This window comes from Methanococcoides methylutens, from assembly GCF_000765475.1.
Classification (GTDB): Archaea; Halobacteriota; Methanosarcinia; order Methanosarcinales; family Methanosarcinaceae; genus Methanococcoides; species Methanococcoides methylutens.
Genome location: NZ_JRHO01000004.1, coordinates 1 through 25,311 on the forward strand (window position 1 = coordinate 1; position 25,311 = coordinate 25,311).

Genomic DNA, 25,311 nt, shown 5'->3' on the forward strand with positions numbered 1-25,311 from the left:
ATAATATTTCATGGACTGGCACATTTTATGCCTTATAAATGTAGTGCATGAGCTATGCTCAGAGTAGTATCAGTAGTCTTGAAAAAAGAGTTACGCTTTTAAAGCGAAAAGCTAATTTGATGATCTCGGATTAAATATTCTTAACCATGCAACAATTTGATCACATCGTGCTTTGTGACAAAACCTGTAGTAACTCCTTTTTCGAGTACCAAGACAGCAGGATTTCGCTCAAGCATGTGTGATATGACATCAAGTTCAGTTGTTGGTGAGACGGTCGGGAATGCATCTCCCATCATGTCCCTGATCTTCATCTGGGATATGGTCGAAGCCTTCCTGTCAGCCATATATTTAATAATAGTATCCTCTGAGATACTTCCTACGGGTACTCCATTATCGATCACTGGAACCTGCGAAAAACCATGTTTTTCCATCAGGTTAACAGCAGATTCTACAGAATCCTCAGAAGAAACAAAGATTACAAGAGTATGCATTATGTCCTTTGCAAGTATCTTTTCCTTTTCAACTTCCTCAAAAGCAGTGAATATTTTCCTGAGTGTGGAAAGCCGAGGGTCAACGTCGCCGGATTCTATACGGGCTATCAAAGGCTGACTAACGCCTGCACGCTTTGCAAGACCACTCTGTGTAAGGTTCAGTTCGATCCTTTTCTGCCTTAGTCTCTCAGGAGTCGGAAGTTGCATAATATTACTGATAGTAATGATTATATTTAAAGAGTTTGATTATTTAATTCAAAACCCTGCTCAATTGTTTCAAAAAGCAGACATTTATATGTTTGTCATTCAAATATAATATTAGGGATTTTAGATTAGGTATTGAGGGTAGTGTAATCTTCCTTTAACGTAAATGCTATCGTTCCTTAGTGATTCTTGCTTTCGGGAATAATATTACATTGGTCTACTGTCTGTGTACTTTCAGCAGGGTGTCCGGCATGAAAATGGATGATGTACCTCTAAAAGTGAAACTGATCCTATACATCGGGTTCAGTGTCCTTATAGTAATGGCTGTTACAACGGCTATCATTATCAATACCAGCACCACTCAGAATGAGGAACTTGCATACAAGAAATCCATAGAAAAAGCAAGCAATTATGCAAACCAGTTCAACTCAGATATGCAATCGAACATGGCCATTGCAAGGACGATCGCAAGTACACTGACCGTTTACAATTCCTCAGACAGGGAGGAGGTCAATGATTTCCTAAGGGAGATCCTTGTTGATAATCCCAATTTGATAGGCACCTATACTGGTTTTGAACCCAATGCTTTTGATGGAAGAGATTCTGAATTTGCGGGTACCGAAGGATATGATTCTACAGGGCGCCTTGTACCTTACTGGAACAAGATCGGAGGGACCATGTTCGTGGAACCCCTTATTGACTATGATACCTTAGATTACTACCAGTTGCCAAAACAGCTTGAAGAGGAAGTACTTACAGAACCATACCTATATCAAGGTGAACTTATTGCGAGCTATGTAGCACCAATAATGAGGGATGACGAATTCGTTGGTATAGGAGGGGTCGATGTATCACTTAACTATATCGATGAGATCGTTTCAAATGTCACTGCTTTTGAAGAAGGCTATGCGTTTACCACAAGTAACGAAGGGATACTACTTTCCCATCCTGTACACAAAGAATGGATCGGATCAAAGACACTTGATGATTTTAACGATCCTGAGATATCACGCATGGCCAACGATATCCTTGTAGGAAAAGGAGGTCATATTGAGACCACCGACCCGACAACAGGCGAGTATTCGATAATCTTCTATGAGCCGGTACGTACTGGAAATTACTCCTTTATTCTGGTGATCCCGGAAGATGATATGCTTGCGGATGTTACAGCCCTGCGGAATGAACTTATCCTCATCTCTTCGCTTGCACTTATTTTCATGGCAGGTGCAGCTTATCTGGTCGCGATGTCCATTACACGTCCGATAAATGATATTGTTTCAAATTTTGCATATATCTCGAATTCTGCCCTGAAAGGTGATCTGAAAAGGAGGGCTGAGACGGATGTAGAGGTGGACTTCAGGAAGATACCTTCGGGATTGAATGATATTCTTGACTCGCTCCAGACCTATTCGGATGAACTTGAAGAAGCAAATGAGGAACTAAAATCACTGGACCAGATGAAGGATTCCTTCCTTTCAAATGTAAGCCATGAGTTAAGGACACCTCTTACAAGCATCAAAGGTTATACCCAGAATGTCTATGATGGAACCCTTGGTGATCTTAACGACCAACAAAAGACCTCACTTGGAACAGTAATGCGTAATTCAGAAAGGCTCAGGCGCCTGGTGGACTCTCTACTTTACGTAAGCCAGGCACAGGCAGAGATCATTGAATACGACTTTAAGGAATGTCAGATAGCAGAAATAATGAACAACACCGTTATGGATACTATCATGCTCGTCGAGGCTAACGATCTGCATATTGAAAAGAAGATACCTTCTGGCCTTCCTTTGATAGTAGCTGATAAGGACCGCCTGGTGGATATGTTGAATAACATAGTCGATAATGCGATCAAGTTCACCCCTCCGGGTGGTATGATAACCCTGGGTGCATATGAGGAAGAAAAATACCTCCACCTTACCGTCCACGATACTGGAATAGGTATTCCCAAAGAACTAATTCCAAACCTATTCAGGAAGTTCTACCAGATCGATTCATCGATCAGAAGAAAATATGGAGGAACCGGTCTGGGTCTTTACATCTGCAAAGAGATCGTTGATGCACATTCCGGTGAGATCTGGATCGAAAGTGAGCCGAAAGAGGGGACCACAGTCCACATAAAAATCCCAAAGCCCAGAAGTACTCTGGAAGTCAGTGGAAGCAAGGAATAAGATTAATTTGATGGAATTTAGCTCAGTGAAAATTCCGTACAGTCTACCATGTTTCATTAAGCCTATATTTCCAGATATTATTTATCTACTGTTTTTCGAGATTGAGAATGAAACTCGGCAATAAATATTTATATTACCGATCCAATTCCACACCGTTATGTTCATGAAAACATAACGCTTTACTATACTTGATATGAGGGATCTTATGGAAAAGAATCATCTGATTATTGTTATTGCAGCAGTGATACTCGTTGCGGCTGCAGCTATGTTAGTAATGCCGTCATCACAGGCGGAGGAGAATACAGAGATCACAGTTTCAGCTGCTGCAAGCCTGACAGAGAGCTTTACAGAGATCGAACAGGAATTTGAAGCACAAAATCCGGATGTTAATGTAAATATGAATTTTGCAGGTTCCGGTTCTCTTCGTATGCAGATCGAGGCTGGTGCACCTATCGATGTCTTTGCTTCGGCTTCCCAGAAGCACATGAACATCCTTGAAGAAGGAGATCTGATCGACACCGACACAAGGCATGACTTTGCTGAGAACTCACTTGTTATGATCGTTCCGGCATCCGATGAAGATGAAGAGAACCGCATAATGTCTCTTGAGAACCTGACAGACAGTTCGGTAAAAAAGATAGCAATTGGAGACCCTGAAGTTGCACCTGTGGGAAGATATGCAAAAGGATCAATTGAGGAAGCATCCCTTTGGGACGATGTAAGTGAAAAGCTCATCTATGCAGAAACTGTGAAACAAGTTCTGGTATATGTTGAGAACGGAGAGGTGGATGCAGGTTTTGTCTATATGACAGATGCGATGACGTCAGATATGGATGAGATCAAGATCGTGGCAGAAATCCCGGTCACCACAAGCATCAGCTATCCTATTGCAACCATTTCTTCTTCAACCGAAAAAGAAGCCTCACGGGAATTCATCGACTTTGTGGTTTCAGATGAAGGAAAAGCTATATTCGAAAAGTATGGTTTTACAGTAACAGATGCGAACTAATGGATGATAGTTGATGCTTGAAGATGCCTGGATCCCCCTGTTGATAACCCTTAAAGTGGCAGTATTGTCCACTGCTTTTGTAGCTTTGCTTGGGATTTTGATCTCATATGCACTTGCAAGGCGGGAGTTCAGGGGGAAATGGCTCGCAGATATCTTTGTGACCCTCCCACTGGTGCTGCCACCTACAGTTACAGGTTATCTTCTTGTGGTCCTGCTGGGTAAGAACGGAATAATAGGTCAGACGATATTTGAGTTGACGGGATGGTCGCTGCTTTTCACATGGCATGCTGCCGTGATAGCAGCTTTCGTTGTGTCACTTCCGTTGATGGTCAAAACTACGGCCTCTGCAATAGGTGCAGTGGATCGTGAACTGGAGTATGCAGCCTATACACTTGGACACAGTGAGCTTGAGACCATGCTTTTTGTGACCCTTCCCCTTGCCAAAAAAGGCATACTTGCAGGTATTGTGCTGAGCTTTGCAAGGGCTGTCGGGGAGTTTGGTGCCACTCTTATGGTTGCTGGCAATATTCCCGGGAAGACAAATACGATGTCGTTGTCCATCTATACTGCATTCCAGTCAGGCAATGATGCACTGGCAAATATTCTTGTCATAACCCTTGTTGTTGTTTCTTTGTTGTCCATGGCACTTACTGCAAGGTTTGTAGACCGATGGAGTGTATGAGGTGGTCAAATGGGTATAAAGGTGAGCGTATCAAAGGAATACAGGTCCCGCAACAAAAAGAACAACAAAAAGAGCGGACGCGAGGATGTTTTCTCACTTGATGCTACTTTTGAGACGAGGGATGAACTGGTGGTCCTTTTTGGTCGCTCCGGTTCCGGCAAGACCACGACGCTTCGATGCATCGCGGGGCTGGAAAAACCTGATAATGGTAGCATTATTGTCAATGATCAGACATATTTCGATAGCATTTCGGGCATCAACCTTCAGCCACAGTACAGGAGGCCGGGTTACGTTTTCCAGAACTATGCTCTTTTCCCGCATATGAATGTAAGGAAGAATATCACCTATGGCCTCAAGGGATGGGATAAGGAGAAGAAAGAGGAACGTATGTTCGAAATGCTTCGCCTTTTGCACATCGAGGGGCTGGAGGACAGGTATCCTTCACAGCTTTCAGGCGGCCAGAAACAGAGAGTTGCCCTTGCGCGTGCTCTTGCTCCAAAGCCAGGGATACTGCTACTGGATGAACCGTTTTCAGCTCTTGATATGGTCGTCAGGATGCGACTGAGGGAAAGGATCAAAGCAATTCAGAATGAGCTAAAGATCCCGATCCTGTTCATCACTCACAGCCCCGAGGAAGCATTTTCGCTTGCAGATAGGGTCATAGTCCTCCATGATGGCAAGGTTCACCAGACAGGCAGTCCGAGAGAGGTATTCTATTCACCTGTTGACAGGAACGTGGCTGAGCTTGTGGGAGTCAGCAATATTTTTGATAACGGAAAAGTGATTGGAAGTTCTACTGCAGGGACTGTGGTCGAAGGGAGAGGTCTGGAGTTCATAACAAGTTCCAGTGTTAATTCATCCGGAAAAGTGTCCCTGGGGATCAGGCCTGAGAATGTGCATCTAAAGGCCTATGATGAAGGGCTGTTTTTAGGCGATGGCAATATTTTTGCTGGCAATGTCATTGATATTACGGATAAGGGCAGCAGTAAAATGATGGCTGTTGAACTTGATGGTAGCGATTTTATTTTGCTATGCGAGGTTCCGACACGCTTGTCAGGAGATATCGGTCTTTCACGGGTGATCGTGGAGATCTCGCCGGATGATGTGCTGGTCTTTGAGTGAATTTGCTTTTGCAAGGGTACCTGCTATGTTTTAAAAGATTAAAAAAGCAAAAATAAAGGAAAAGTACGTCCCCTGAATCAATACTTCAATGCAAAGTACATACTTCCCATTGCTACCAGCGTTGCCAGAAGGCTGATGAGCCCACCCACAAATGGCAGTTCGGTCAGGACCAGAAGCAGGAAAAGTCCGGCTGCAAGTACAGTCCATTGATTATATTCGAAACCTGCTTTTCTGAACGTTATCTCTCCGAGCCACATTGCAGTGTACACCTTTGCGAACATCAGTACAATCAACAGCAGCAATAGCAGTAAGAGCGCAATCGGGATACCGATGATAGTTATCATCAGGATGGCAGATCCGATGATTACGCCTATCAGTAAAAGTAGTCCCACGGCGATATTCTTGAAAGTTTCCTCCTGTATGTCCTTTACGATCTCTTCGGTCTTTTCCGGGAAGACAAGGATGAGTATTACTCCAAGACCGAACAGGAAGAGGTAATACGCGATCTTACCGATAAAGGATATCACTTTTAGCACGCCATCACCATCAAAATCGTCTCCGCTTTGTGCGATTCTTTCAGACTTGATCTCCTCTCCGACAATACCGGCCGGGATGGATAGCTCATTGGAGCTACTGTATTCCAAATCGCCTTTTATACTGGAATCAGGTCCGATGGTCAAGTCGTTTGCATCCAGTATCGCATCTCCTTCAACATTACCGGAGAACATCAGGTCACCTGCTGAAGCATCCAGCAGCCCTCCGAAGTTCCCTGCAAGGTCTGCATCGCCACTTCTTATGGTCGCGTCACCGCCAACAGTTGATTCCCCAGTTGTGGACACTGTTCCGGCAGTTACCAGAAGATCGTCACCGACATTTCCACTGAGTTCAAAATTACCGCATGCGACCCTTATGTCGTCACCGATACTACCAGTAATGGTCACATCACCTGAAGCAACAATGAGATCGCCTGAAATGTTCCCATCGATCTGGACTGTGCCGCCTGTAGCCACAACATCCCCCAGCACAGTGCCACTTACTATTAGTGTACCGCCTGCAAGGTAAACATCATCTTCAACTATATCGTCGATGATCACTGTATCCCCGGCATCGAACATCGATGCTGCGCTTGCATTGCCTGCGAATAAAAGCATTAGCATTATCGGTATTAACCATAAAGTTCGATCAATTTTCATAGTAACCCCCGCCTGAATATTGTATATATATTACTGGGTTTTTCTTGCTATTAAGGTTTACTTAAAAAAATTCAATTGTGGGTTTAATGCAGGGAATTCAAAATAGATCCAAATAAGGTGAATGAATTTGATTTTAAGAAAAGGCTGTAATTCTGTCAATAATAATGCATTTGCATATCACGGCCAGGCGGGATGAATAGCCGTGATATGCAAGTTCAGATGTCCCCCCACTTTGAAACTCTGAAAAGTCCCCAGACTTCTCAGACAACTTCTAAGGTCAAGAGAAACGGCAAACTCCTGACCTTGTATGATATATATTAAAATCCGCCCTATAAAAGTGTATCTAAAATATGTGTACTTTGCCGCTATATTGGATATATAAATGTACATATATATACATTGCCACAATCCTTTACTTTATATATAATTAAATCACACCATAGTATGGCGTGGGTTTACTTCTGCAACTTATAAGTACTGCAGTCAGCTACTTTTATATAGCAGGTCCGTAAATCTATACGCAGTTAACGCCGTTAACAAATCAAAGGAACCAGCAAGAGAGTGGTTCAGGTATAGCAGACCGATCGATTGGGGTTCAAAATTGTTTTTTACAGTTTTGCATATCCCTCAACGAGCAGGTGGTAACAGAATGGATGAACAAATCAACAAAAAATATCTCGCCAACAAAATATTTGAAACCCAGTTCGCACTGGAGGATCTCAGGCAGATAGTAAGGCAGGCTTTACCTACGGGTATGAGCGATGAGCAGTCTGCACGCTTTTCTGAGATCGTGTCGGGTCTTGGCGGCCTTATCGAGGAGATAGGCGCAAAAGACGGCCAAACACAACCTGTCAGTATTGTGGGCGACCTTATGTGCCGAACAAGAGAAGAGGAGTTCATAAACATACAGCCCATTCAGGCAGGTGGAAGACTGACACCGGAAGCCCGCAAAGCTGTCATAGCTTATGGGGACGGTTACTCAACCTGTGACAACTGCCGAAAACCCTTCAGGTTAGATAAAATCGAAAAGCCTTCGATTGCGCAATTCCATACAGAGCTCGCAGAGTTCGTTGGAATGGACCAGGCAAGAGTAGTTCCCGGTGCCAGGAGAGGTTTCCAGGCCGTTGCATCAACCCTTGTTGAAAAGGGTGACACTGTGATCGTATCTGCATTTGCACATTATACGGAATTCCTCGCTGTGGAAGGTGCTGGTGGAGTTGTAAAAGAAGCTCCTGTGAACGAAGATAACGTGCTCACAGCCGAATCCGTGGCACACAAGATCGATGAGGTCAGGAAAGAGAGCGGAAAGTTACCGTCTCTTATCATGATCGACCATTTCGACTATCTGTTCTGTAATGAACACGATATCTATGGTATCGGTAAAGTGGCACAGGAATATGGAATCCCATTCCTGTACAACGGGGCATATACAGTAGGTATCATGCCTGTTGATGGAAAGAAGATCGGTGCGGACTTCGTAGTAGGTTCCGGACACAAGAGCATGGCATCAGTAGCTCCTTCAGGAGTATTGGCAACCACGGAAGAATGGTCTGACAAGATATTCAGGACCACACAAATGGTTGGGGATGTCACCGGAAGGAAGTTTGGCATCAAGGAGGTCGAATTCCTTGGTTGCACACTGATGGGAGCTCCACTGCTGTCAATGATGGCATCGTTCCCTTATGTAAAAGAAAGGACAAAGCACTGGGATGAGGAAGTCAAGAAATCCAACTATTTCCTCAACGAGTTCCTGAGGATCGAAGGAAATGAAGTGCTGAGCGAATTCCCGAGAAAGCATGCTCTTTCCAAGGTGGATACCACCAACAGCTTCGATAAGGTAGCAAAGACACACAAACGCAGAGGATACTTCTTCAGTGATGAACTGAAGAAACGCGGAATCGCAGGTGAATTCCCCGGTGCTACAAGAAGCTGGAAGCTGAGCACGTACGGACTCTCATGGGACCAGATACACTATCTCTCGGATGCATTCCTTGAGATCGCTGAAAAATACGAACTTAACATTAACTGAGGTACTATTATGACTGAAAAGAATTACGGATTGGACACAATATCATTACACGCAGGACATCAGCCTGACCCTACCGGATCACGTGCTGTCCCCATTTACCAGACCGCAGCATACCTTTTCAAGGATGCAGACCACGCAGCGAACCTTTTCGCGCTGAAGGAATTCGGCAACATCTATACTCGTCTGATGAACCCGACAACCGGTGTCCTGGAAGAAAGAGTAGCTGCCATCGAAGGCGGCACAGGAGCACTTGGTGTAGCTTCAGGCATGGCTGCCATTTCCTTAACGGTTCTGGCTGTCACACAGCTTGGTGATGAGATAGTCTCTGCCAACAACCTTTATGGTGGTACATACCAGCTCTTCAATCACACCCTTCCAAAATTCGGCAGGAAAGTGCACTTTGTGGATTCCACAAAACCTGAAGAGTTCGAGAAGGCGATCACCGATAAGACCCGTGCCATCTACGTAGAGATCATTGGAAACCCAAAACTTGATGTTCCGGACCTTGACAAGATCGCGAAGATCGCACATGATGCAGGTGTCCCACTTATCGTGGACAATACCGTAGGTGTGGGTATCGCAAAGCCGATAGATCATGGTGCAGACATTGTAGTTTTATCCGCAACCAAGTTCCTCGGAGGTCACGGCACTTCCATAGGCGGTATTATCGTAGATTCCGGAAACTTCAAATGGGACAACGGAAAGTTCCCTGAATTCACAGAACCCGACCCAAGCTATCATGGCCTGAAGTTCTGGGAATCCTTCGGTGACATTCCGGGAATGGGAAACCTTGCTTTCATACTAAGAGTTCGCACACAACATCTGCGTGACCTTGGACCGGCAATGAGCCCGTTCAATGCATTCCAGTTCATACAGGGTGTTGAAACCCTTCCTTTAAGGGTACAGAGACACGGCGAAAATGCGCTAAAAGTAGCAAAACACCTTGCATCCCATCCACTGGTCGAATGGGTAAACTACCCCGGTCTTGAGGACCATCCATCCCATGAGCTTGCAGGCAAATACCTGAAAGGAAGCTACGGAGCGATCCTTGGATTCGGTGTCAAGGGCGGACTGGAAGCAGGCAGGAAGTTCATTGAGAACGTGGAACTGCTCTCTCATCTGGCTAACATCGGTGATGCAAAGACACTGGTTGTCCATCCGGCATCCACAACACACCAGCAGCTTACAAAGGAAGAGCGTGAACAGACAGGTGTGACCGATGATTTCATAAGGATGTCTGTAGGTCTTGAGAATGCAGAAGATATTATTGCTGACATTGATCAGGCTTTAGAGAGGTCCCAGAAGTGAGTGAAAGGTCCGTAGGTATTGTTGGAACTAATTTTCATACGATAGAAGGTGAATTCCTTTTAGAAGGCGGGCAGACCCTGAAAGATATCAGGGTCGCCTATGAGACCTATGGTAACCTGAACAAAGACAAAAGTAATGCTATTCTTGTCTGCCATGCCCTTACAGGCGATGCACATGCTGCAGGCAGACACAGTTCGGATGATCGCAAACCCGGCTGGTGGGAGGATGTCATCGGACCGGGGAAAGCCCTCGATACTGACAGGTATTTCGTAATCTGTTCAAATGTACTGGGTGGATGTATGGGCACCACAGGCCCTGCATCACTCAACCCTGATACCGGAAACCCATATGGCATCACCTTTCCGGTGATAACTATTGGAGATATGGTCAATGTCCAGAAAGAGCTGATAGACTATCTCGGGATCAAAATACTTTTTGCAGTTGTCGGCGGGTCCATGGGCGGCATGCAGACCCTCCAGTGGGCGGTTGCTCACCCGGACATTGTAAGGAAAGCGGTTGTGATCGCTTCCACAGCAGTCTCATCACCTCAGCAGATAGCTTTCAATGAGGTTGGCAGGAATGCCATCGTCTCCGATCCTGACTGGAATGAAGGTGACTACTATTCCGGAAAGTCTCCTGTGCATGGATTGGCCACAGCCAGGATGATAGCTCATATCACCTATCTTAGCGATGACTCCATGCATGATAAGTTCGGCAGGAAACTTCAGCAGGGTGAGAATTATAAATTCGACATGTCACATGATTTTCAGGTCGAGAGCTACCTGAAATATCAGGGAGAAACATTTACTGAAAGGTTTGATGCCAATTCCTATCTCTATGTAACAAAAGCAGTGGATTATTTTGACCTTTCAAAGAACGGTTCCCTTGCAGAAGGTATGAAGGATATCAAGGCAAAGATGCTCTTGATCTCAATTACATCGGACTGGCTGTATCCTCCATACCAATCAAAGAAGGTAGTGGAAGCTCTCCTTTTCAATGACCACGATGTAAGTTATCGGGAGATAGAATCCAGCTACGGCCACGATGCTTTCCTTCTCGAGAGCGGGCACATCAATTATGTTGTCCACAATTTCCTGACACACACATCTGTTGGCGATGTCATGACCGAAGAGGTTGCTACCATCAGAGAGGGGGTCAGCATAGAGACCGCTGCAAAGGTCATGTTCGAGGAAGGATTGACACATCTGCCGGTGGTTAATGAGAAAGGCTGTCTTGCAGGCATCGTTACGTCCTGGGATATCTCAAAGGCGGTTGCATTGAAATCCGTCGATCTGGATGATATCATGACAAAAGAGGTACTTGTGGCAATGCCGGACGAGCCTATCATTGCCGGTGCAAAGCGCATGGAAAGACATAGCATTTCCGCTTTGCCAGTTGTCGATGAGAAGAAAAGGCTCGTGGGAATTATTGATAGCGAGGATATCAATCGACTGATCGGTTGATCTTTTTATATTCTATTTTTACTTTCAATCCATAGCTTACTATTTGTTGTTAATTTTCTTTTGCATTATTAGAAAAAGTCACAAAGAAGAATGAATGGAGGCAAAGCTCCTCCATTTCATCCCATCTCCTTCTCAGTCTCCAGAACCTTCAATGAGATCTTCATCACAGAATCCGGGTTCAGCGAAATAGAATCAATACCTTCCTTCACAAGGAACTCAGCAAATTCCGGGAAGTCGCTTGGAGCCTGACCACAAATTCCGCTGTGCTTGCCATTCCTCTTTGCTCCCTGAACTGCCATGGAAACGATCTTCTTCACAGCTTCATCTCTTTCATCAAAAGACGATGCCAGTATTTCCGAATCCCTGTCCACACCAAGGGTCAGCTGGGTGAGGTCATTGGAGCCTATTGAGAAGCCATCGAAGTATTTGCTGAACTCATCTATCAGCAGGACATTGCTCGGGATCTCACACATCACATAGACCTGTAGGCCGTTCTGTCCTCTTTCCAGACCGTTCTTCTTCATTTCAGCGATCACTTTTTCCGCTTCTTCGATACGCCTGCAGAATGGGATCATGAGTATCAGGTTTGTAAGTCCCATCTCATCCCTGACCTTCTTCATGGCCTTGCATTCAAGTGCGAATCCTTCCCTATAGCGCTCATCATAATACCGTGATGCTCCCCTGAAACCTATCATCGGGTTGCTCTCTTCGAATTCGAAGTACTCTCCTCCGATCAGGCTAGCATACTCGTTCGACTTGAAATCGCTCATGCGTACAACCACAGGTTTCGGATAGAATGAGGCTACAATGGTCGCCACTCCCTGGGAAAGCTTCTCCACGAAATAGTCTTCCTTACTTTTGTATCCGGAGGTGAGCTTCTCAATTTCCTCAAGCACACTCTCATCTTCCACCTTTTCAGGATGGATCAATGCCATTGGGTGGATCTTGATGTAACTTGTAATGATGAACTCAAGTCTTGCAAGCCCGATACCATCGTTTGGTATCATGGAAAGTGCAAATGCCTCTTCCGGATTTCCAAGGTTCATCATCATCTCGGTCTTTGTCTTACCTAAGCCCTTAAGATCAACCGTCTCGATGTGGAAAGGTAGTATTCCTTCGTAGACCCTACCGATATCACCTTCAGCACAGCTCATCGTGACATCCATTCCGTTCTTCAGCTTTTCAGTCGCATCCTCAGCACCCACGACCGCAGGAACTCCCAGCTCACGGCTGACGATAGCTGCATGGCAGGTCCTTCCGCCTTTGTTGGTGATGATAGCAGCAGCACGCTTCATGATAGGTTCCCAGTCAGGGGTTGTGGTATCGGCTACCAGTATCTCCCCGTGCTGGAAGGATGATAGCTTGGAAACATCGTCGATAACATGGACCTTACCGGCAGCTATCTTGTCACCCACACTTCTGCCCCTTACAAGAACATTCGAATGCTCATCAAGGAAGTATGTCTCAAGGACATCTTTTCTCTTCCTTGACTGGACCGTCTCAGGCCTTGCCTGCACGATGAACAGCTCGCCGGTATTACCGTCCTTTGCCCACTCGATATCCATGGGCACGGCCTTTCCTTTCTTCTTGGAATAGTGATCCTCGATTGTGGCAGCATACTTCGCAAGCTGGAGGATCTCTTCATCATTGATACAGAACTTCCTCTGCTCGGCAAGGGGGACTTCCACATTACGGGTAAGTATGCGTGAATCCCCGCGCCCGTAGATCATCTTTATCTCCTTGCTGCCCGGCTTCTTCTTGATGATCGGCCTGTAGCCTTCTTTAAGTGTGGGTTTGAAAACGTAAAACTCATCCGGATTAACAAGTCCCTGAACGACATTCTCACCGAGACCATATGCTCCTGTTATGAAAACAACGTCCTCGAATCCGGATTCGGTATCGATGGTAAATATCACACCGCTGGATGCAAGGTCTGAGCGTACCATCTTCATAACGCCTATTGAAAGGCCGACCTTGAAGTGGTCGAATTTGTGGTGTACACGATAGGAGATCGCCCTGTCCGTGAAAAGAGAGGCAAAGCAACGGTTACATGCATCTTTCAGGGAGTGGTAGCCGTGTACGTTGAGGTATGTTTCCTGCTGTCCCGCAAAAGATGCATCCGGAAGATCCTCTGCTGTTGCGGAACTGCGAACCGCTACGTCAGTCTCAGCTCCGTATTCTTCGCTCAGTTTTTCATAAGCTTCTTTGATCTCTTCCCAGAGGTCATCAGGTATACCTGCATCGAGTACTATACTCCTTGCCTTTTTTCCTCTTTCAGCAAGGTCACTGACATCCCCTGTATCCAGTCCTTCCAGTGTATCTTTAAGTTCCTGAAGCACGCCTGCTGATTCCAGCACATGCCAGTATGCTTCTGCTGTAACCGCAAAACCGTTAGGTATACTGATTTCCTTCTCTGTCAGTTCCCGGTACATCTCACCAAGTGAGGCATTCTTACCGCCTACTAAAGGAATGTCTTCTATACTGATCTCTTCGAACCATCGAATGTATTTGCTATCTCCCATTATTAACCCCCGTTATTAGAATGAATTTTTCCTTTAACTGTTAATATAATTAATTTTTAAAGGTATTAGACTTTTTGGAGAATGGAGAATAGTTGGTAGAAATGACAAGGGTTGATCAGAATTATCAGAAAAGAGGAGACATGGTCAAAAAGCTGATCAGCTTTTTGTAACCATGAAATTGCTATTCTTATTTCAGTCTGTTAAGACCACGATCTTCAAAGTTCCACTTTGTGGAGGCAGACTTGCTGTTACCATTGGTCCGTAGTAAGCCTCTACCCTTGTTCCTTCTGTAAGATCTTCAAAGCTAAGTTCATTTCCATTGCTATCTGTGATGGTCGTTTCCTGAGCTGTTACCAGAAAAATATCGCATGGATAACCTTCCCCGATATCAATGTCATCCTGATCAAGAAGCAGGACTGTGTTCTCACTCCTCACTTCAGTTCCAAGGATCGTCCCTATCGTCTTAACAGGCTGTGGGCCGGTTGGGACATCCTCATCAAGCACAACAATGCTCACAGCTACACTCTGTGGTGGCAGGCTTCTTGTTGTCATTGGTCCATAGTGTGCTTCAATCCTTGTTCCTTCAGTAAGATCATCAATTGAAAGCTCGTCTCCATCAATGTCTGCGATGGTTGTTTCCTCTCCGATCATCAGATACAGGTCACATGGGTAGCCTTCACCAATATTGCTTTCATCCTGATCAAGAAGCAGGACTTTCGTTCCATTCCATGAGTCGATGCCAATAACAGTAGCAATTGTCTTTATAGGCTGTAGTGGATCGCTTTCGGAGATATCTCCATCAACATTAGGAGCATCTGCTTCAAGCACTTCGTCGTCGACCATGATCTTATCGCTGCTATCAGTATCGTTCATTATCATAGCACCGGCAGTGATCGTCGAAAGTATGATCAGTATAATTAGTGGGATGTAAGCGTTTTTTGTTCTCATAATATCACCTGACGTTTTTCATCAAGCAATACAACGAACGAATGTTATATATTCATTACTTTAACTACAAACAAATTCGTAGTCTTCTGCATGCGTTTTTAAAAAAAAGATGGCAGGATTTTATTCTGCCCTTTCCCTGTTAGCTGCCCTGATCTCCCTTATTCTTCTTACTGCGATCTCTGTGAGGAAGAGCAGTAATGCTGCGATAAGGAAGTACAGTTTCTGGCTGACAGGTTGCTGAACACTTTTCAGAGAGTTCGCCTTGGCATCTGTAAGCAGCAGTGCCAGTGCTTCGTTCTCACTGTAGGTCTTACCACCATTCGCCTTGATCAGCACAGGAAGATCCTCGTTCAGGCCAACATCACGATATTCAACAGCATAGTTCACAGCTATCGGATAACCTGAAACATCATGCATTCCGATGTTCTTTGGTTCGATCGTGGTCTCATAGGTATTCTGTCCTGTGACCGCAAGCTCAAGGGTCTCACCCTTGTACTTGAGTTTCGGAACACCTTCATCGTAGCGTGTTATGTAGAGTGTTGCAGGACTTCCAAACCATGTGTCATCTCCTTCAACAACTGTTCCTTCCTCTACCTGTGGATTGCCTATCGCCCAGTTCATGGTTGAGGAGATCAGCCTTGAATTGTTGCCGGAGTACATCTGTGAACTCCAGGTTGCTTGTCCACCTTTACCGTTATCAGTAGTAATGGCTGCTACCCTTCCAAGCCCGTATCTCCATGTGGTGATGACCGGCTTGCCTGTGGCTGTCACAACGATTCTGTCTGCACCTGCTTTTGGTGTAACGTCATTGTAACCGGTAATGTTGCCGTCAACGTCCAGATTGCGTGTGATGAAGTGGTTAGGGTTGTATTCGATAAGCGGGAATGATGTCATGAACGGTTCATCGTCCTCGGTCTCGTCAGGAATGTCAAGGTCCTCGAACTCCAGGTTCGCACGTTCACCCCTCTCGACCGGGAAATATATTCCATCAACGCTTTCCATAAGGTCTTCTGAATAGATGTTGCCGACCTGGTCCCTCTGGGACGGTGCACTTGACTTTACATGGACATAATAGAATTGGATATCTCCATTGTGGATCTCATCTGCAACCACAAGACTGTCTTCATAGGATTGCTCTATACCTCCATCGGAGATGATGATGATATCAAGTTCTCCGACTTCGTTCTCAAGCCAGTCCTGTGCAATGAGAAGTCCCTGGTCAAGGGATGTTTCACTTGTAGATCCAGGAGTCAATGCGGATATGTCCTCTTCAAGCTTCAGGACATTTGCCTGAGTTCCAAGATAGACCAGTCCTCCTGAAACATCAATACCTTCGCTTCCAAAAGCGATGACCCCTGCATATGCATCCCTAAGGTTCTCATCCTCAAGAATGAAAATAGCATTTCCGAGTATGTCGGAAAGCGTCTCATGATGGAATGTACTCTGGGATACATCAAGTATAAGAACAATGCTCCTGCCACCTTTCCAGTCTGTTGGTTTTGAAAGTACCGGAAGCAGATCTTCAAATGAGGAGTTCAGGTAATTGCCCTGGTCAAAGGAGGTCTCTCCCCCCACGACCACAAGACCGTTACCATCTGTTACGAACTCCTTGAGGACCTCAACATCACTTTCTGAAAGTGTCCTTATGTTGCGGTTATCAAGAACTATTGTCTTCTTGTCATCAATGTTTGTAAGCTCGTTCGTGTTGGATACATCATACAGGTTGTACAGTACATTGCCAAGAGGTGCGGACGTATCGCTGGTCATTAGTTTGATCTTCGGCTTGGGCACAACATAGATAGCTTTGTAGAAATCGTTATTGATGCGATCCTTGTCTGATGTTAAAGGTGTTAGTGTAACGCTTAACTCCTGTGCACCAAGCTTCTTGAAAGTGTAAGGTACACGTATTGTCCTTGTGCGTGTGTTCTGTGTGAAGGTACCACTCCTGACAAGGGTCTCTCCGGCGTAGACCTCGAAGCTGTATCTTATCTCCTCTTCACCTGCCTGTGATACAAGCACGTCAAACTGGTTCTCGTTTCCGATGACAACAGTCTTATCGCCCAGTATCTGCACACTTATGTCGTTCTCCTCAAGTTCCGGTTCCACTGAATAAACGGTGGTACCGACTTCCTCAGCAAACTGGAGAGCTTCTTCAAGGTCTTTTCCGAAGTTGCTGTTACCGTCAGTTACCATTACGATCTGATTATCTCCGCTTGAATATTGCTCGACCGCATCCCCAAGGGAAGTGCTATCCCCGGTGAGCCTGACAATGGTGGTCGGGGTGTTTGCGGTCAGGGATTCATAGACCTTGTCGCCTACGCCTTCTTCGAACAATTCCATACTTCCGGTCTCATCCGAAATTATGATCATCTGGGGAGTGTCATCACTTGAAACCTCGCTGACGATCGAGAACGGGGATGCAAGTGCTACTACAAGCAGCGAGAGAACTATGATGCGTGAAAGGATCAATGTCTTTCTTGCACCTTTTTTGATGAGATAGAGTCCACCGGCAATTATCGGCAGGACAAGTAGCAGTACCATTGGATCTTCAAAAGTAACCATCATAGCTCACCCCGGCTTCTGATAATAAGAATCTCAACGATCACCAATAGCATGGCAATAATGATGAGATAGATGTCAATGTAATTCTTGGTCGTGTAGGTATTTTCCCTAACGATCTGGGAACCTTCCTGTGATGTGGCTCGGTCCAGAACACCGGAGGAATCGATGGTGGTATCGGATTCCATGTCATCATAAAGGTTGACAGCAATGTTCTTTCCTGCAACCTCGTAGGTCCCGACCTCATCATAGAGTAACCTGCTGGTGGTCACGGTTCCGGTAGGTGTGGAAACATCCTGTTCATTTGCAAGTGCGGAAATAGCACCTGTCTGGATGTTGTAGTCACCGATATCCCCCGCTCCGCCAAGCCATGCGATCAGCTTTGCCCAGAGGACTGGGTACTCAGGCAGGTTGTGGAAATTGTTCCATGCATTTTCACCAAGCTCATCGCTTAAACCCAGGTACATCACTGTTCCGTCACCGACGCTCCAGTAAGCCAGCATCGGGATGCCTGAATCAGTATTTACAAGGGAAACTGCATCTGACCTGATGGTAGCATTAAGGTATGTGTAAACTGCAATATCCTTGAATCTCACATCTTCTGTAAGTCTTGTCTCCTGCACAACCTTCAGGGTTTCACCGTTGTTGCTTTGCATAGTGGCAATTGGCTTTACCGGAAGCACCTTGAGCAGATCAAAGTTCGCAGCTGCCGGATCAAGTGTAGGTGATGCGATGAACAGCACTTCTCCGCCATCTTTTATGAAAGAATCAAGGAGTGTGACCTCTTCGACAGTCAGTGCTCTTTGTTGTGTGTCTATCACGATAACCTTGTAATCACTAAGATCTGATGGAACATTGTTTGACTGGGTTGCCCTTATGTTCGGCAACAATGAAAGTGAAACTGAAGCCGGAGAGTTTTTAACATCGGTCACAAGGAGCAGTTCGTTGTGAACGTCCGAAGGAATTGAGATGTAAGCTGTATTATCAGTTATGAGACTGTCATCTTTTGTTATCCTGAGTGTTGTAACGCCAGGTCCCAGATTTGTCAGCTTGAACTCGCTGGTTGAAAAAGGACTTACAGTAAGTGTAACGCTCTTCTTTGTCTCGCTTCCGGGGGTATCGATCTCCAGGTTGACATTCTGTGTTATCTCGTTGTAGTTCTTAACAACACAGTTGTAAGTGTAACCGTTCTCTTCAGCCTCAAGCCAGCCCTGGATTATACCAACGTTGTCAGCAGGCGCTCCGACCCTTACAAAGCTTACCTTCATACCATAGGATTCTGCAAGTCTCTTTGCAGAGACAGGGTCCTCCCCTTCCCAGTTGGTGAAATCTGATATGACGATTATCCTTCCGCCTTCGTTAGAAAGCATTCGCATGGCATTCGTTATGGAAGATGACAGGTCTGCCACCGTTCCCTTTCCTGATAATCCGTCAAGCGTGTCCTTTGTAGCTGAAGACCCGGCGGCTTCAAGAACTGTGACCGGGATGTTCTGTGCAAGAATGATACTGTTCTTCTTGCTGACATATGTCTTGGCGATCTCAGTGGCACTGTCGAACCTTCCGTCAGTGTTCATGCTTGCAGAAGCATCGATGACAAAGATAGTGTGCTCTCCGCTCAGGCTTTCCTCGGATGTATAGAATGGGGCTGCCACTGCAACGGATATCAGTATTAGTACCAGTAATTGTGCCAGGAATATAGGGTCCTTGATAAGTCTTCTAAGGGAGGCGAACCGTTTTTTCTTCTGTTCTGCCCGCATCAGGAACATCAGGGACGGGATCTTCAGCTGAAGTGGTTTTGGTCTTAACAGGTACAATATAATAAGTGGAATCACACTTGCAAGGGCTGCAAGTCCCAGTGTGTTCTCAAAAGGCATCAGATCCTCCTCCCGCTAATTGTGTGGAAGAATGCATCAAATACCGGCGTGTCAGTTGTAAATGTAAAGAAATCAGCACCGACATGGTCGCAGATGTTCCTGATCCCATCGATATGAGCCTGTAGTTCTTCCTGGTATTTGTCCTTGAAATTGTTGCTGAGGTAAGTCTTCAGTTCATCATCTGTCTCAAGGTCCATGAGCTTTACATGTCCATGCATGGACAGGTCGCTCTCTGAAGGGTCAAGCACCTGTATAAGCATGAGGTCGTGATGAGATAATCGATAGATAGCTGATTCAATGGAACTCAGATCTTCCATGAAATCTGAAATAATGACAATCAGTGACCTTGAACGTATAACACGTTCGTACTGTTCGACGCAGCTGTTCAATGCGGTCTGACCTTCAAGTTCTACTTCTGCAAGACGGTCAATGTCCCTGAGAAGGTAACGTCTGCCCCTGTGAGTCTGGGATATTGCTATATTATCAGCATATGTGGATATGCCGAACTTGTCGTTGTCCTTGGTGACAAGATATGCAAAACCGGCGGCAAGCATGGCCCCATACTCGTATTTAGTAACATCGACGGTAGAATAATCCATGCTGTTACTGGAATCCAGCAGTATGTGGGTAGTTACTGATTTGTCCTCTTCGAACTCCCTCACATAGAGCTTTTCAGACCTTGCATACACATTCCAGTCAATGGATTTAATATCGTCCCCGGGATGATACTCAACATAGCCAATGGTATCAAGACCGCGGCCGCTATGTGTTGAACGCCTGCTTCCTGCATAGGCACTGGAAACCCGCTTTCTTACCATGAAAGTAAAGCGGTCCAGCTGGCGGAAGAAATCCACATCGATCCTGTGTTTCCTGTCACTCATGGTTTAATATCAGTTTTCGTTATTCATTGGCTTACACTGGTTGCACTTATGAGCAACTCATTTGACCTTTGTCAATATTTCCTTAATGACCTGATCAGGAGTTATACCACGTCTCTCGGATTCGAAGGTCAGGATGATCCTGTGTCTCAGGATCGGATATGCCATGGCCTCGATATCCTCGTTGCTGACGAAGTTCCTGCTGTTTACCAGTGCACGTGCTTTTGCTGCAAGTATCAGACCGATGGATGCTCTCGGTGATGCACCATATTCGATGAAATCCGTCCATTTGCGGGTTGCCATCACTATTTTGATGGCTCTGTCCTTTATGTCGTCAGCAATTGGTATATCCCTTGTGAGACGCTGCAGCTGTAGCACCATTTTCTTGTCAAGTACTTTCCTGACCTGTGGCTCCTCATATTGAGTATAGCGTCTTACGATCTCTTTTTCCTCATCAAAGGATGGGTAGTCCAGCAGGATCTTCAAAAGGAACCTGTCAAGCTGTGCCTCAGGAAGCGGGAAAGTACCTTCCATCTCAATAGGATTCTGGGTTGCAAGTAAGAAGAACGGTTTGTCAAGCAGGAAGGTATCATTTCCAACAGTTACCTGCTTTTCCTGCATAGCCTCAAGCAATGCTGACTGGGTCTTTGGAGAAGCACGGTTGATCTCATCTGCAAGAACTATATTTGAGAAGACTGGCCCTGGTTCGAACTTAAATTCCTTGCTTCCACCCCTTTCCTCGATGATGTGTGTGCCTGTGATATCTGCAGGCATAAGGTCCGGAGTACACTGTATCCTGCTGAAATCAAGGTCCATTGTCCTAGCTATGGTAGATACTGTCAGTGTCTTTCCAAGCCCTGGATTACTCTCCATAAGTGCATGACCGTTACACAGGATCGCAATGACGATCTGTTCAACTGTGTCCTTCTGTCCGACTATGACCTTTGATATCTCATTGAAAAGTGCTGCAAAGGCATCTCCAGCACCCTTGTAGACCCGTTCAAGTTCACCGGATCCGGCGTCATTGGAATTCATTTGATGTTCTCCTTGTATTGCGATAGATCGAATTTGTTAATGTGATAGTAATGTTATAGTTCGTATGATAGGCAATTTGATGACCTCAGTTCTTAGCCATCTCCTCGAAGTATTCCTTTATGATACTTTCATACCCTTCGGGGAGTTGCTCATAATAGGCAGGTGATGAAATTAATCCGACCTCATAGGCGGACGAGCTCACAAAATCAGGTGGAAGTTCCTCACTTTCTTCCCCCCCTATAAAACCGGTCCCTGCTCCCGGTGGAAGTGAGAGGTCGACCTCTTCTCCTTCAACTACGATCACAGCCGGCTCGCCTATGAGATCTTCTTCGCCACCGTTCCCGTCTCCGTCACCATCCAGTGGAAATGTCTCATCAGGAGATGTTGCATTCTCATTACCAGGCATTCCCGGAAAGTCCTGGATAATATCTGCAAGGTCATCGGGGTCAACGTCCGACTGATAATCGGTCACCATGACAAAACTGAAAATCGCAAGGGAGACAACAAGAAGTGCCATGCTCGCCTTGAACCTCTTCTTTTCGAGAAGTTCGGAAGAGTTGACCTTTGAAGCGATCTCGAGAACATTGCCCATGAGCTCATCAACAATGATGTTATGGATATTTTTGTTATCGTTCGCAGTTCGCAGCCTCTCGTTCAGTGAAGGGAACTTTTCTTCGATAAGTGATACTATCTGTATCTTTCTGTCCCGGTAATGTATGGCAAAGGTAAGCAGGACTGAAATGAAGATGGATATTAATGCAAGGAACAAAAAACCGGTTGAAATGGCATCTGAGGGACCGTATGTTGAATCTGCATATAGTTCAAAGGTCCTGAATTTAAAAAGTACCTGGTCGAACTTCAGTATCTTCAGCAGAGTAAATAATATTAATGTGATAATGGAAAAATCAAGTATCTTATAGACACGCTTGTATTTATTAGCAGCAGACTCCTGTTTTTTAATAAATGAATCAATATCCATAAGTACAGATCCTTTAATGATAAATTTCTAAGATTACTACGACCACTATTCTTCCCTTTATATAAAAATGTGTGTTTAGTTATCCAGAAGGTAGCCATTATAAGAGCCAAGAACCTTCAGCATGGATACTTTAGAATCAATATGATATAGAGCATCTTTTATAACTGCATCGGATGTGCTTCCTTCCAGATCGATATAGAAAAGGTAGTCACCGAGCGAACGCTTGGATGGTCTTGACTCGATCCTTGTAAGATTTATATCCCTCTTTGCAAATTCACCTAGGATCTCATATAGAGAACCAGCCCTGTCATTCCCGATGTAGGCTATTACGGATGTCTTGCGTACATAAGCATCATTGGTGTTGCTTTCATCCATTTCCGTATCATTTTTTCGGATGGCAATAAAACGGGTATGATTCTGCTCCCGGTCCTGGATATTTGGCATCAGTATATTGAGACCATATGCTTTTGCTGATTCTTCTGATGCAATGGCTGCCATTTCCTCGAACTCGTTGGCAAGTTTAGCAGCATGTGATGTGCTTCCGGTTGTACGTATCTCCACATCCTTGAAATGTGTCCTTATGAACTGCCTGCACTGTGCAAGCGCCTGTGGATGTGAAAGTATGATCCTGATATCAGAGATCTTGCCTTTGGATAGCAGGCAGTGCTTGATCGGTACAACGATCTCTCCTATAATAGTAACATCACTTTCAAGCAAAAGATCAAGCGTGATACCAACTGAACCTTCAATGGAATTTTCAATGGGAACGATACCCATGTCTGTTCTTCCTACGATGACCGCGGAAAAAGTGTCGGTAATATCATCATAATACAAGAGGGATGCTTTCCCTTCGATCCCCTGTTTTTTCATCCAGCCTTTTGCAGCTTTATCTGAGTAGGACCCTGCAGGTCCAAGTACGCCAACGATCATCGGTTAGAATGGGATTGCTTTATAAAAATAGTTTGTGTTACCAACATGTCATTTTTTAATTAGCCTGAAGATAATTCCCAGTCCAGCCAGATTGATCAATATTATGAGAATAGACCCAAGCGTACGACGTATATCTTTTTGTCCGGCATCCCCTGATGCTTCCGAAACATCCGGCATCGGATCGAACCTGATAACCTGATCGGTATCTGAATAGACGGTTCTTTCCAGAAGCATTTCTGGCTCTTCCGTTGTCTTCACCCTTATATCATACTGCTTGTCCCGCTCAAGTCCATAGAAAATATATGAATCATCTCCAGTTGCATCCGCAATCGTTTCATTGCTCCTGGATATTGTGACAGTACCGGTTTCAGGTAGTATCACCTTGAAATTGACATAACTCTTTGATGCGAGAGACCTGCCGTTCGTAAAACGCATCTCATCAGGCAGGTCAAGTACGCTAAGTATGGTAGGTGCAATATCCTGCTGCCCGAATTCGCCTTCAGGGACCTCATTGTCCAGGTTCCTGGATGTGACAATAAAAGGTATCCTCAGGACTTCCGGCTGGCTGGCATATTTATCCGATTTGCTCCCCCCTCTTCCGTCTGCAGACTGGAATGTCATTCCGTGGTCAGAGGTTATGATCAATGCCAAATCGTTTTTTTCTGTTAATTCGTACAGTTCACCTATCATTATGTCGAGGTCTTCGATAGTATCCGCATAACCTTCACCCCTGCGATAGAGTCCTGCCGTATCCACTGCACCGACGTTGATAGTAAGGATGAACTTCTGTTCAGGATAAGTTTGATGCATCAGGTCGAGAACCTCAATTGCAGTGTCCATAGCCCAGCGGTTGTAGGCATAGTAACGTTCAATGCTACCTTCAGGATATTGATCAATGTATTCAGGTGCTGATTCTGCATTTATTTCCAGGGCCTCCGTAATGGATGTCCACAGATCTTCATACTGGCTATCATAATTGAAATTTGCAATAACTTCCATCTGAGGGTCATTGATGGATGTCGTGAGGTCATGTACGATCACATCCTGTTCTGCGAGTATTTCCGGGATGTCACCTTTTTGAAGTATTCCAAAAGCAAGGTATCCATTTTTATGTGCAATGTCATAGATCGTTGCATCGGTGTAAGCAACCATTGCAGGAGTTGCTCCGGAATTTCCCGTTACGATCACCGAATGTCCGTCCTCACCTTCTGTTGAAGGGGTTAGTACAGTAACCACTCGCAGGCCTTTATCTGACAGCATCGAAATATTTCTGGCCACTGGCTTTTCAATGGTTGTACCATCGAGTGCATAAGGGATCATTTCAGGATAAATGTAGGATGAACCAAGTCCATCGATAATTAAAATGACTGCTCCATCTGGTGTGCTGATCGGATTGACCTCTGTTTGGGAAAGTGCGCCTGCCTGGGGTGCGGTAAAGGAAACTATGAAACAAATAATTAGAAAAATCCACCCAACTGTATGAATATTATTAAATGTATGCCCGTTTTTCATCTTGTGGACAATAATTGTTCAGAATAAAATAAGTACTGTTTTTTAATTTCTGATTTGATTTTTTTATTTTTCCTTGTTATTTACAACTTTATCTACTAATTATGCCTTGTTTTTTAACATATGTTATATAAATTCATTTATTGTCCATTATATGCTTTCAATTACAGATATTAAATAAATTATTCATAGTGCCTGTTGAATTGCTTTTTCTCTAATAATTTTTGAAGAAATAAAAAGTATAATTTATTGAATCGATTTGCTTTTATATTATATTAGTAAATTGCATTACAGACAATCATATAAAAGAATATCCATTCAAAAAATGACATGTTTTTTATCAAAAGTATAATTTTTAAAATAATCAATAACAATCGGCTTTATATTTTTTAATCAAAATTAATA

18 protein-coding genes are annotated in these 25,311 nt (G+C 44.8%); 7 read left to right on the forward strand and 11 right to left on the reverse strand.

The window, feature by feature from the left end:
- Window positions 1–140: 140 nt before the first annotated feature.
- Complete coding sequence (locus LI82_RS01045; protein ID WP_048193125.1) at window positions 141–698, reverse strand: CBS domain-containing protein; 558 nt, start codon at window positions 696–698, stop codon at window positions 141–143.
- Between the two features lie 248 nt (window positions 699–946).
- On the opposite strand from LI82_RS01045, the gene LI82_RS01050 reads away from it, so the two are divergent.
- The 4 genes from LI82_RS01050 (at window position 947) to LI82_RS01065 (ending at window position 5,679) form a co-directional block, all read left to right on the forward strand.
- Window positions 947–2,866 carry a sensor histidine kinase gene (locus tag LI82_RS01050; RefSeq protein WP_048193126.1) on the forward strand — a complete coding sequence of 640 codons (1,920 nt, stop codon included), beginning with the start codon at window positions 947–949 and terminating at the stop codon, window positions 2,864–2,866.
- A gap of 205 nt (window positions 2,867–3,071) precedes the next feature.
- Window positions 3,072–3,875: a molybdate ABC transporter substrate-binding protein gene (gene modA, locus LI82_RS01055; protein ID WP_048193168.1), complete on the forward strand. Its 804-nt coding sequence runs from the start codon at window positions 3,072–3,074 to the stop codon at window positions 3,873–3,875.
- A 13-nt stretch (window positions 3,876–3,888) separates the two neighbouring features.
- Window positions 3,889–4,557 (forward strand): molybdate ABC transporter permease subunit, encoded by a 669-nt coding sequence (gene modB / locus LI82_RS01060; protein WP_048193127.1) that lies wholly within the window; start codon window positions 3,889–3,891, stop codon window positions 4,555–4,557.
- A 9-nt stretch (window positions 4,558–4,566) separates the two neighbouring features.
- The gene (locus LI82_RS01065; protein WP_048193128.1) at window positions 4,567–5,679 is read left to right on the forward strand and encodes an ABC transporter ATP-binding protein; all 1,113 of its coding nucleotides are present in this window, start codon (window positions 4,567–4,569) and stop codon (window positions 5,677–5,679) included.
- 77 nt (window positions 5,680–5,756) lie between these two features.
- On the opposite strand, the gene LI82_RS01070 is transcribed toward LI82_RS01065, so the two are convergent.
- A complete protein-coding gene (locus tag LI82_RS01070) occupies window positions 5,757–6,872 on the reverse strand; it encodes a DUF4097 family beta strand repeat-containing protein (protein WP_135607237.1) in 1,116 nt (371 codons plus the stop codon).
- Window positions 6,873–7,521: 649 nt separating this feature from the next.
- Here LI82_RS01070 and pscS point away from each other — a divergent pair.
- From pscS to metX, 3 genes are read left to right on the forward strand one after another with little or no spacing between them, the layout of a single operon-like run.
- Window positions 7,522–8,901, forward strand: a complete 1,380-nt coding sequence (gene pscS / locus LI82_RS01075) for an O-phospho-L-seryl-tRNA:Cys-tRNA synthase (protein ID WP_048193130.1) — start codon at window positions 7,522–7,524, stop codon at window positions 8,899–8,901.
- A gap of 9 nt (window positions 8,902–8,910) precedes the next feature.
- Window positions 8,911–10,209 carry an O-acetylhomoserine aminocarboxypropyltransferase/cysteine synthase family protein gene (locus LI82_RS01080; RefSeq protein WP_048193131.1) on the forward strand — a complete coding sequence of 433 codons (1,299 nt, stop codon included), beginning with the start codon at window positions 8,911–8,913 and terminating at the stop codon, window positions 10,207–10,209.
- Window positions 10,206–11,672, forward strand: a complete 1,467-nt coding sequence (gene metX, locus LI82_RS01085; RefSeq protein ID WP_048193132.1) for a homoserine O-acetyltransferase MetX — start codon at window positions 10,206–10,208, stop codon at window positions 11,670–11,672. The genes LI82_RS01080 and metX overlap by 4 nt, the downstream gene beginning before the upstream one ends.
- 116 nt (window positions 11,673–11,788) lie before the next feature.
- Here the strand turns inward: metX and ppsA are convergent, their stop codons facing one another.
- The 9 genes from ppsA to LI82_RS01130 all read right to left on the reverse strand — a co-directional run bounded on the left by ppsA (window position 11,789) and on the right by LI82_RS01130 (window position 24,909).
- The gene (gene ppsA / locus LI82_RS01090; protein WP_048193133.1) at window positions 11,789–14,194 is read right to left on the reverse strand and encodes a phosphoenolpyruvate synthase; all 2,406 of its coding nucleotides are present in this window, start codon (window positions 14,192–14,194) and stop codon (window positions 11,789–11,791) included.
- A 192-nt stretch (window positions 14,195–14,386) separates the two neighbouring features.
- The gene (locus tag LI82_RS01095; RefSeq protein ID WP_048193134.1) at window positions 14,387–15,142 is read right to left on the reverse strand and encodes a hypothetical protein; all 756 of its coding nucleotides are present in this window, start codon (window positions 15,140–15,142) and stop codon (window positions 14,387–14,389) included.
- A gap of 120 nt (window positions 15,143–15,262) precedes the next feature.
- The gene (locus LI82_RS01100) at window positions 15,263–17,707 is read right to left on the reverse strand and encodes a vWA domain-containing protein (RefSeq protein WP_048193135.1); all 2,445 of its coding nucleotides are present in this window, start codon (window positions 17,705–17,707) and stop codon (window positions 15,263–15,265) included.
- Window positions 17,704–19,575, reverse strand: coding sequence for a vWA domain-containing protein (locus LI82_RS01105; protein ID WP_048193136.1), 1,872 nt, complete (start codon window positions 19,573–19,575; stop codon window positions 17,704–17,706). The genes LI82_RS01100 and LI82_RS01105 overlap by 4 nt, the downstream gene beginning before the upstream one ends.
- Window positions 19,575–20,456 carry a DUF58 domain-containing protein gene (locus tag LI82_RS01110; RefSeq protein WP_048193137.1) on the reverse strand — a complete coding sequence of 294 codons (882 nt, stop codon included), beginning with the start codon at window positions 20,454–20,456 and terminating at the stop codon, window positions 19,575–19,577. The genes LI82_RS01105 and LI82_RS01110 overlap by 1 nt, the downstream gene beginning before the upstream one ends.
- A 57-nt stretch (window positions 20,457–20,513) precedes the next feature.
- On the reverse strand, window positions 20,514–21,488 hold the full coding sequence (locus LI82_RS01115) for an AAA family ATPase (protein ID WP_048193138.1): 975 nt from the start codon (window positions 21,486–21,488) through the stop codon (window positions 20,514–20,516).
- Window positions 21,489–21,573: 85 nt separating this feature from the next.
- Window positions 21,574–22,467 carry a DUF7502 family protein gene (locus tag LI82_RS01120; RefSeq protein WP_048193139.1) on the reverse strand — a complete coding sequence of 298 codons (894 nt, stop codon included), beginning with the start codon at window positions 22,465–22,467 and terminating at the stop codon, window positions 21,574–21,576.
- A 75-nt stretch (window positions 22,468–22,542) separates the two neighbouring features.
- Window positions 22,543–23,397 (reverse strand): prephenate dehydratase, encoded by an 855-nt coding sequence (pheA, locus tag LI82_RS01125; protein ID WP_048193140.1) that lies wholly within the window; start codon window positions 23,395–23,397, stop codon window positions 22,543–22,545.
- 48 nt (window positions 23,398–23,445) lie between these two features.
- Window positions 23,446–24,909, reverse strand: coding sequence for a sulfatase-like hydrolase/transferase (locus LI82_RS01130; RefSeq protein ID WP_048193141.1), 1,464 nt, complete (start codon window positions 24,907–24,909; stop codon window positions 23,446–23,448).
- Window positions 24,910–25,311: the final 402 nt, after the last annotated feature.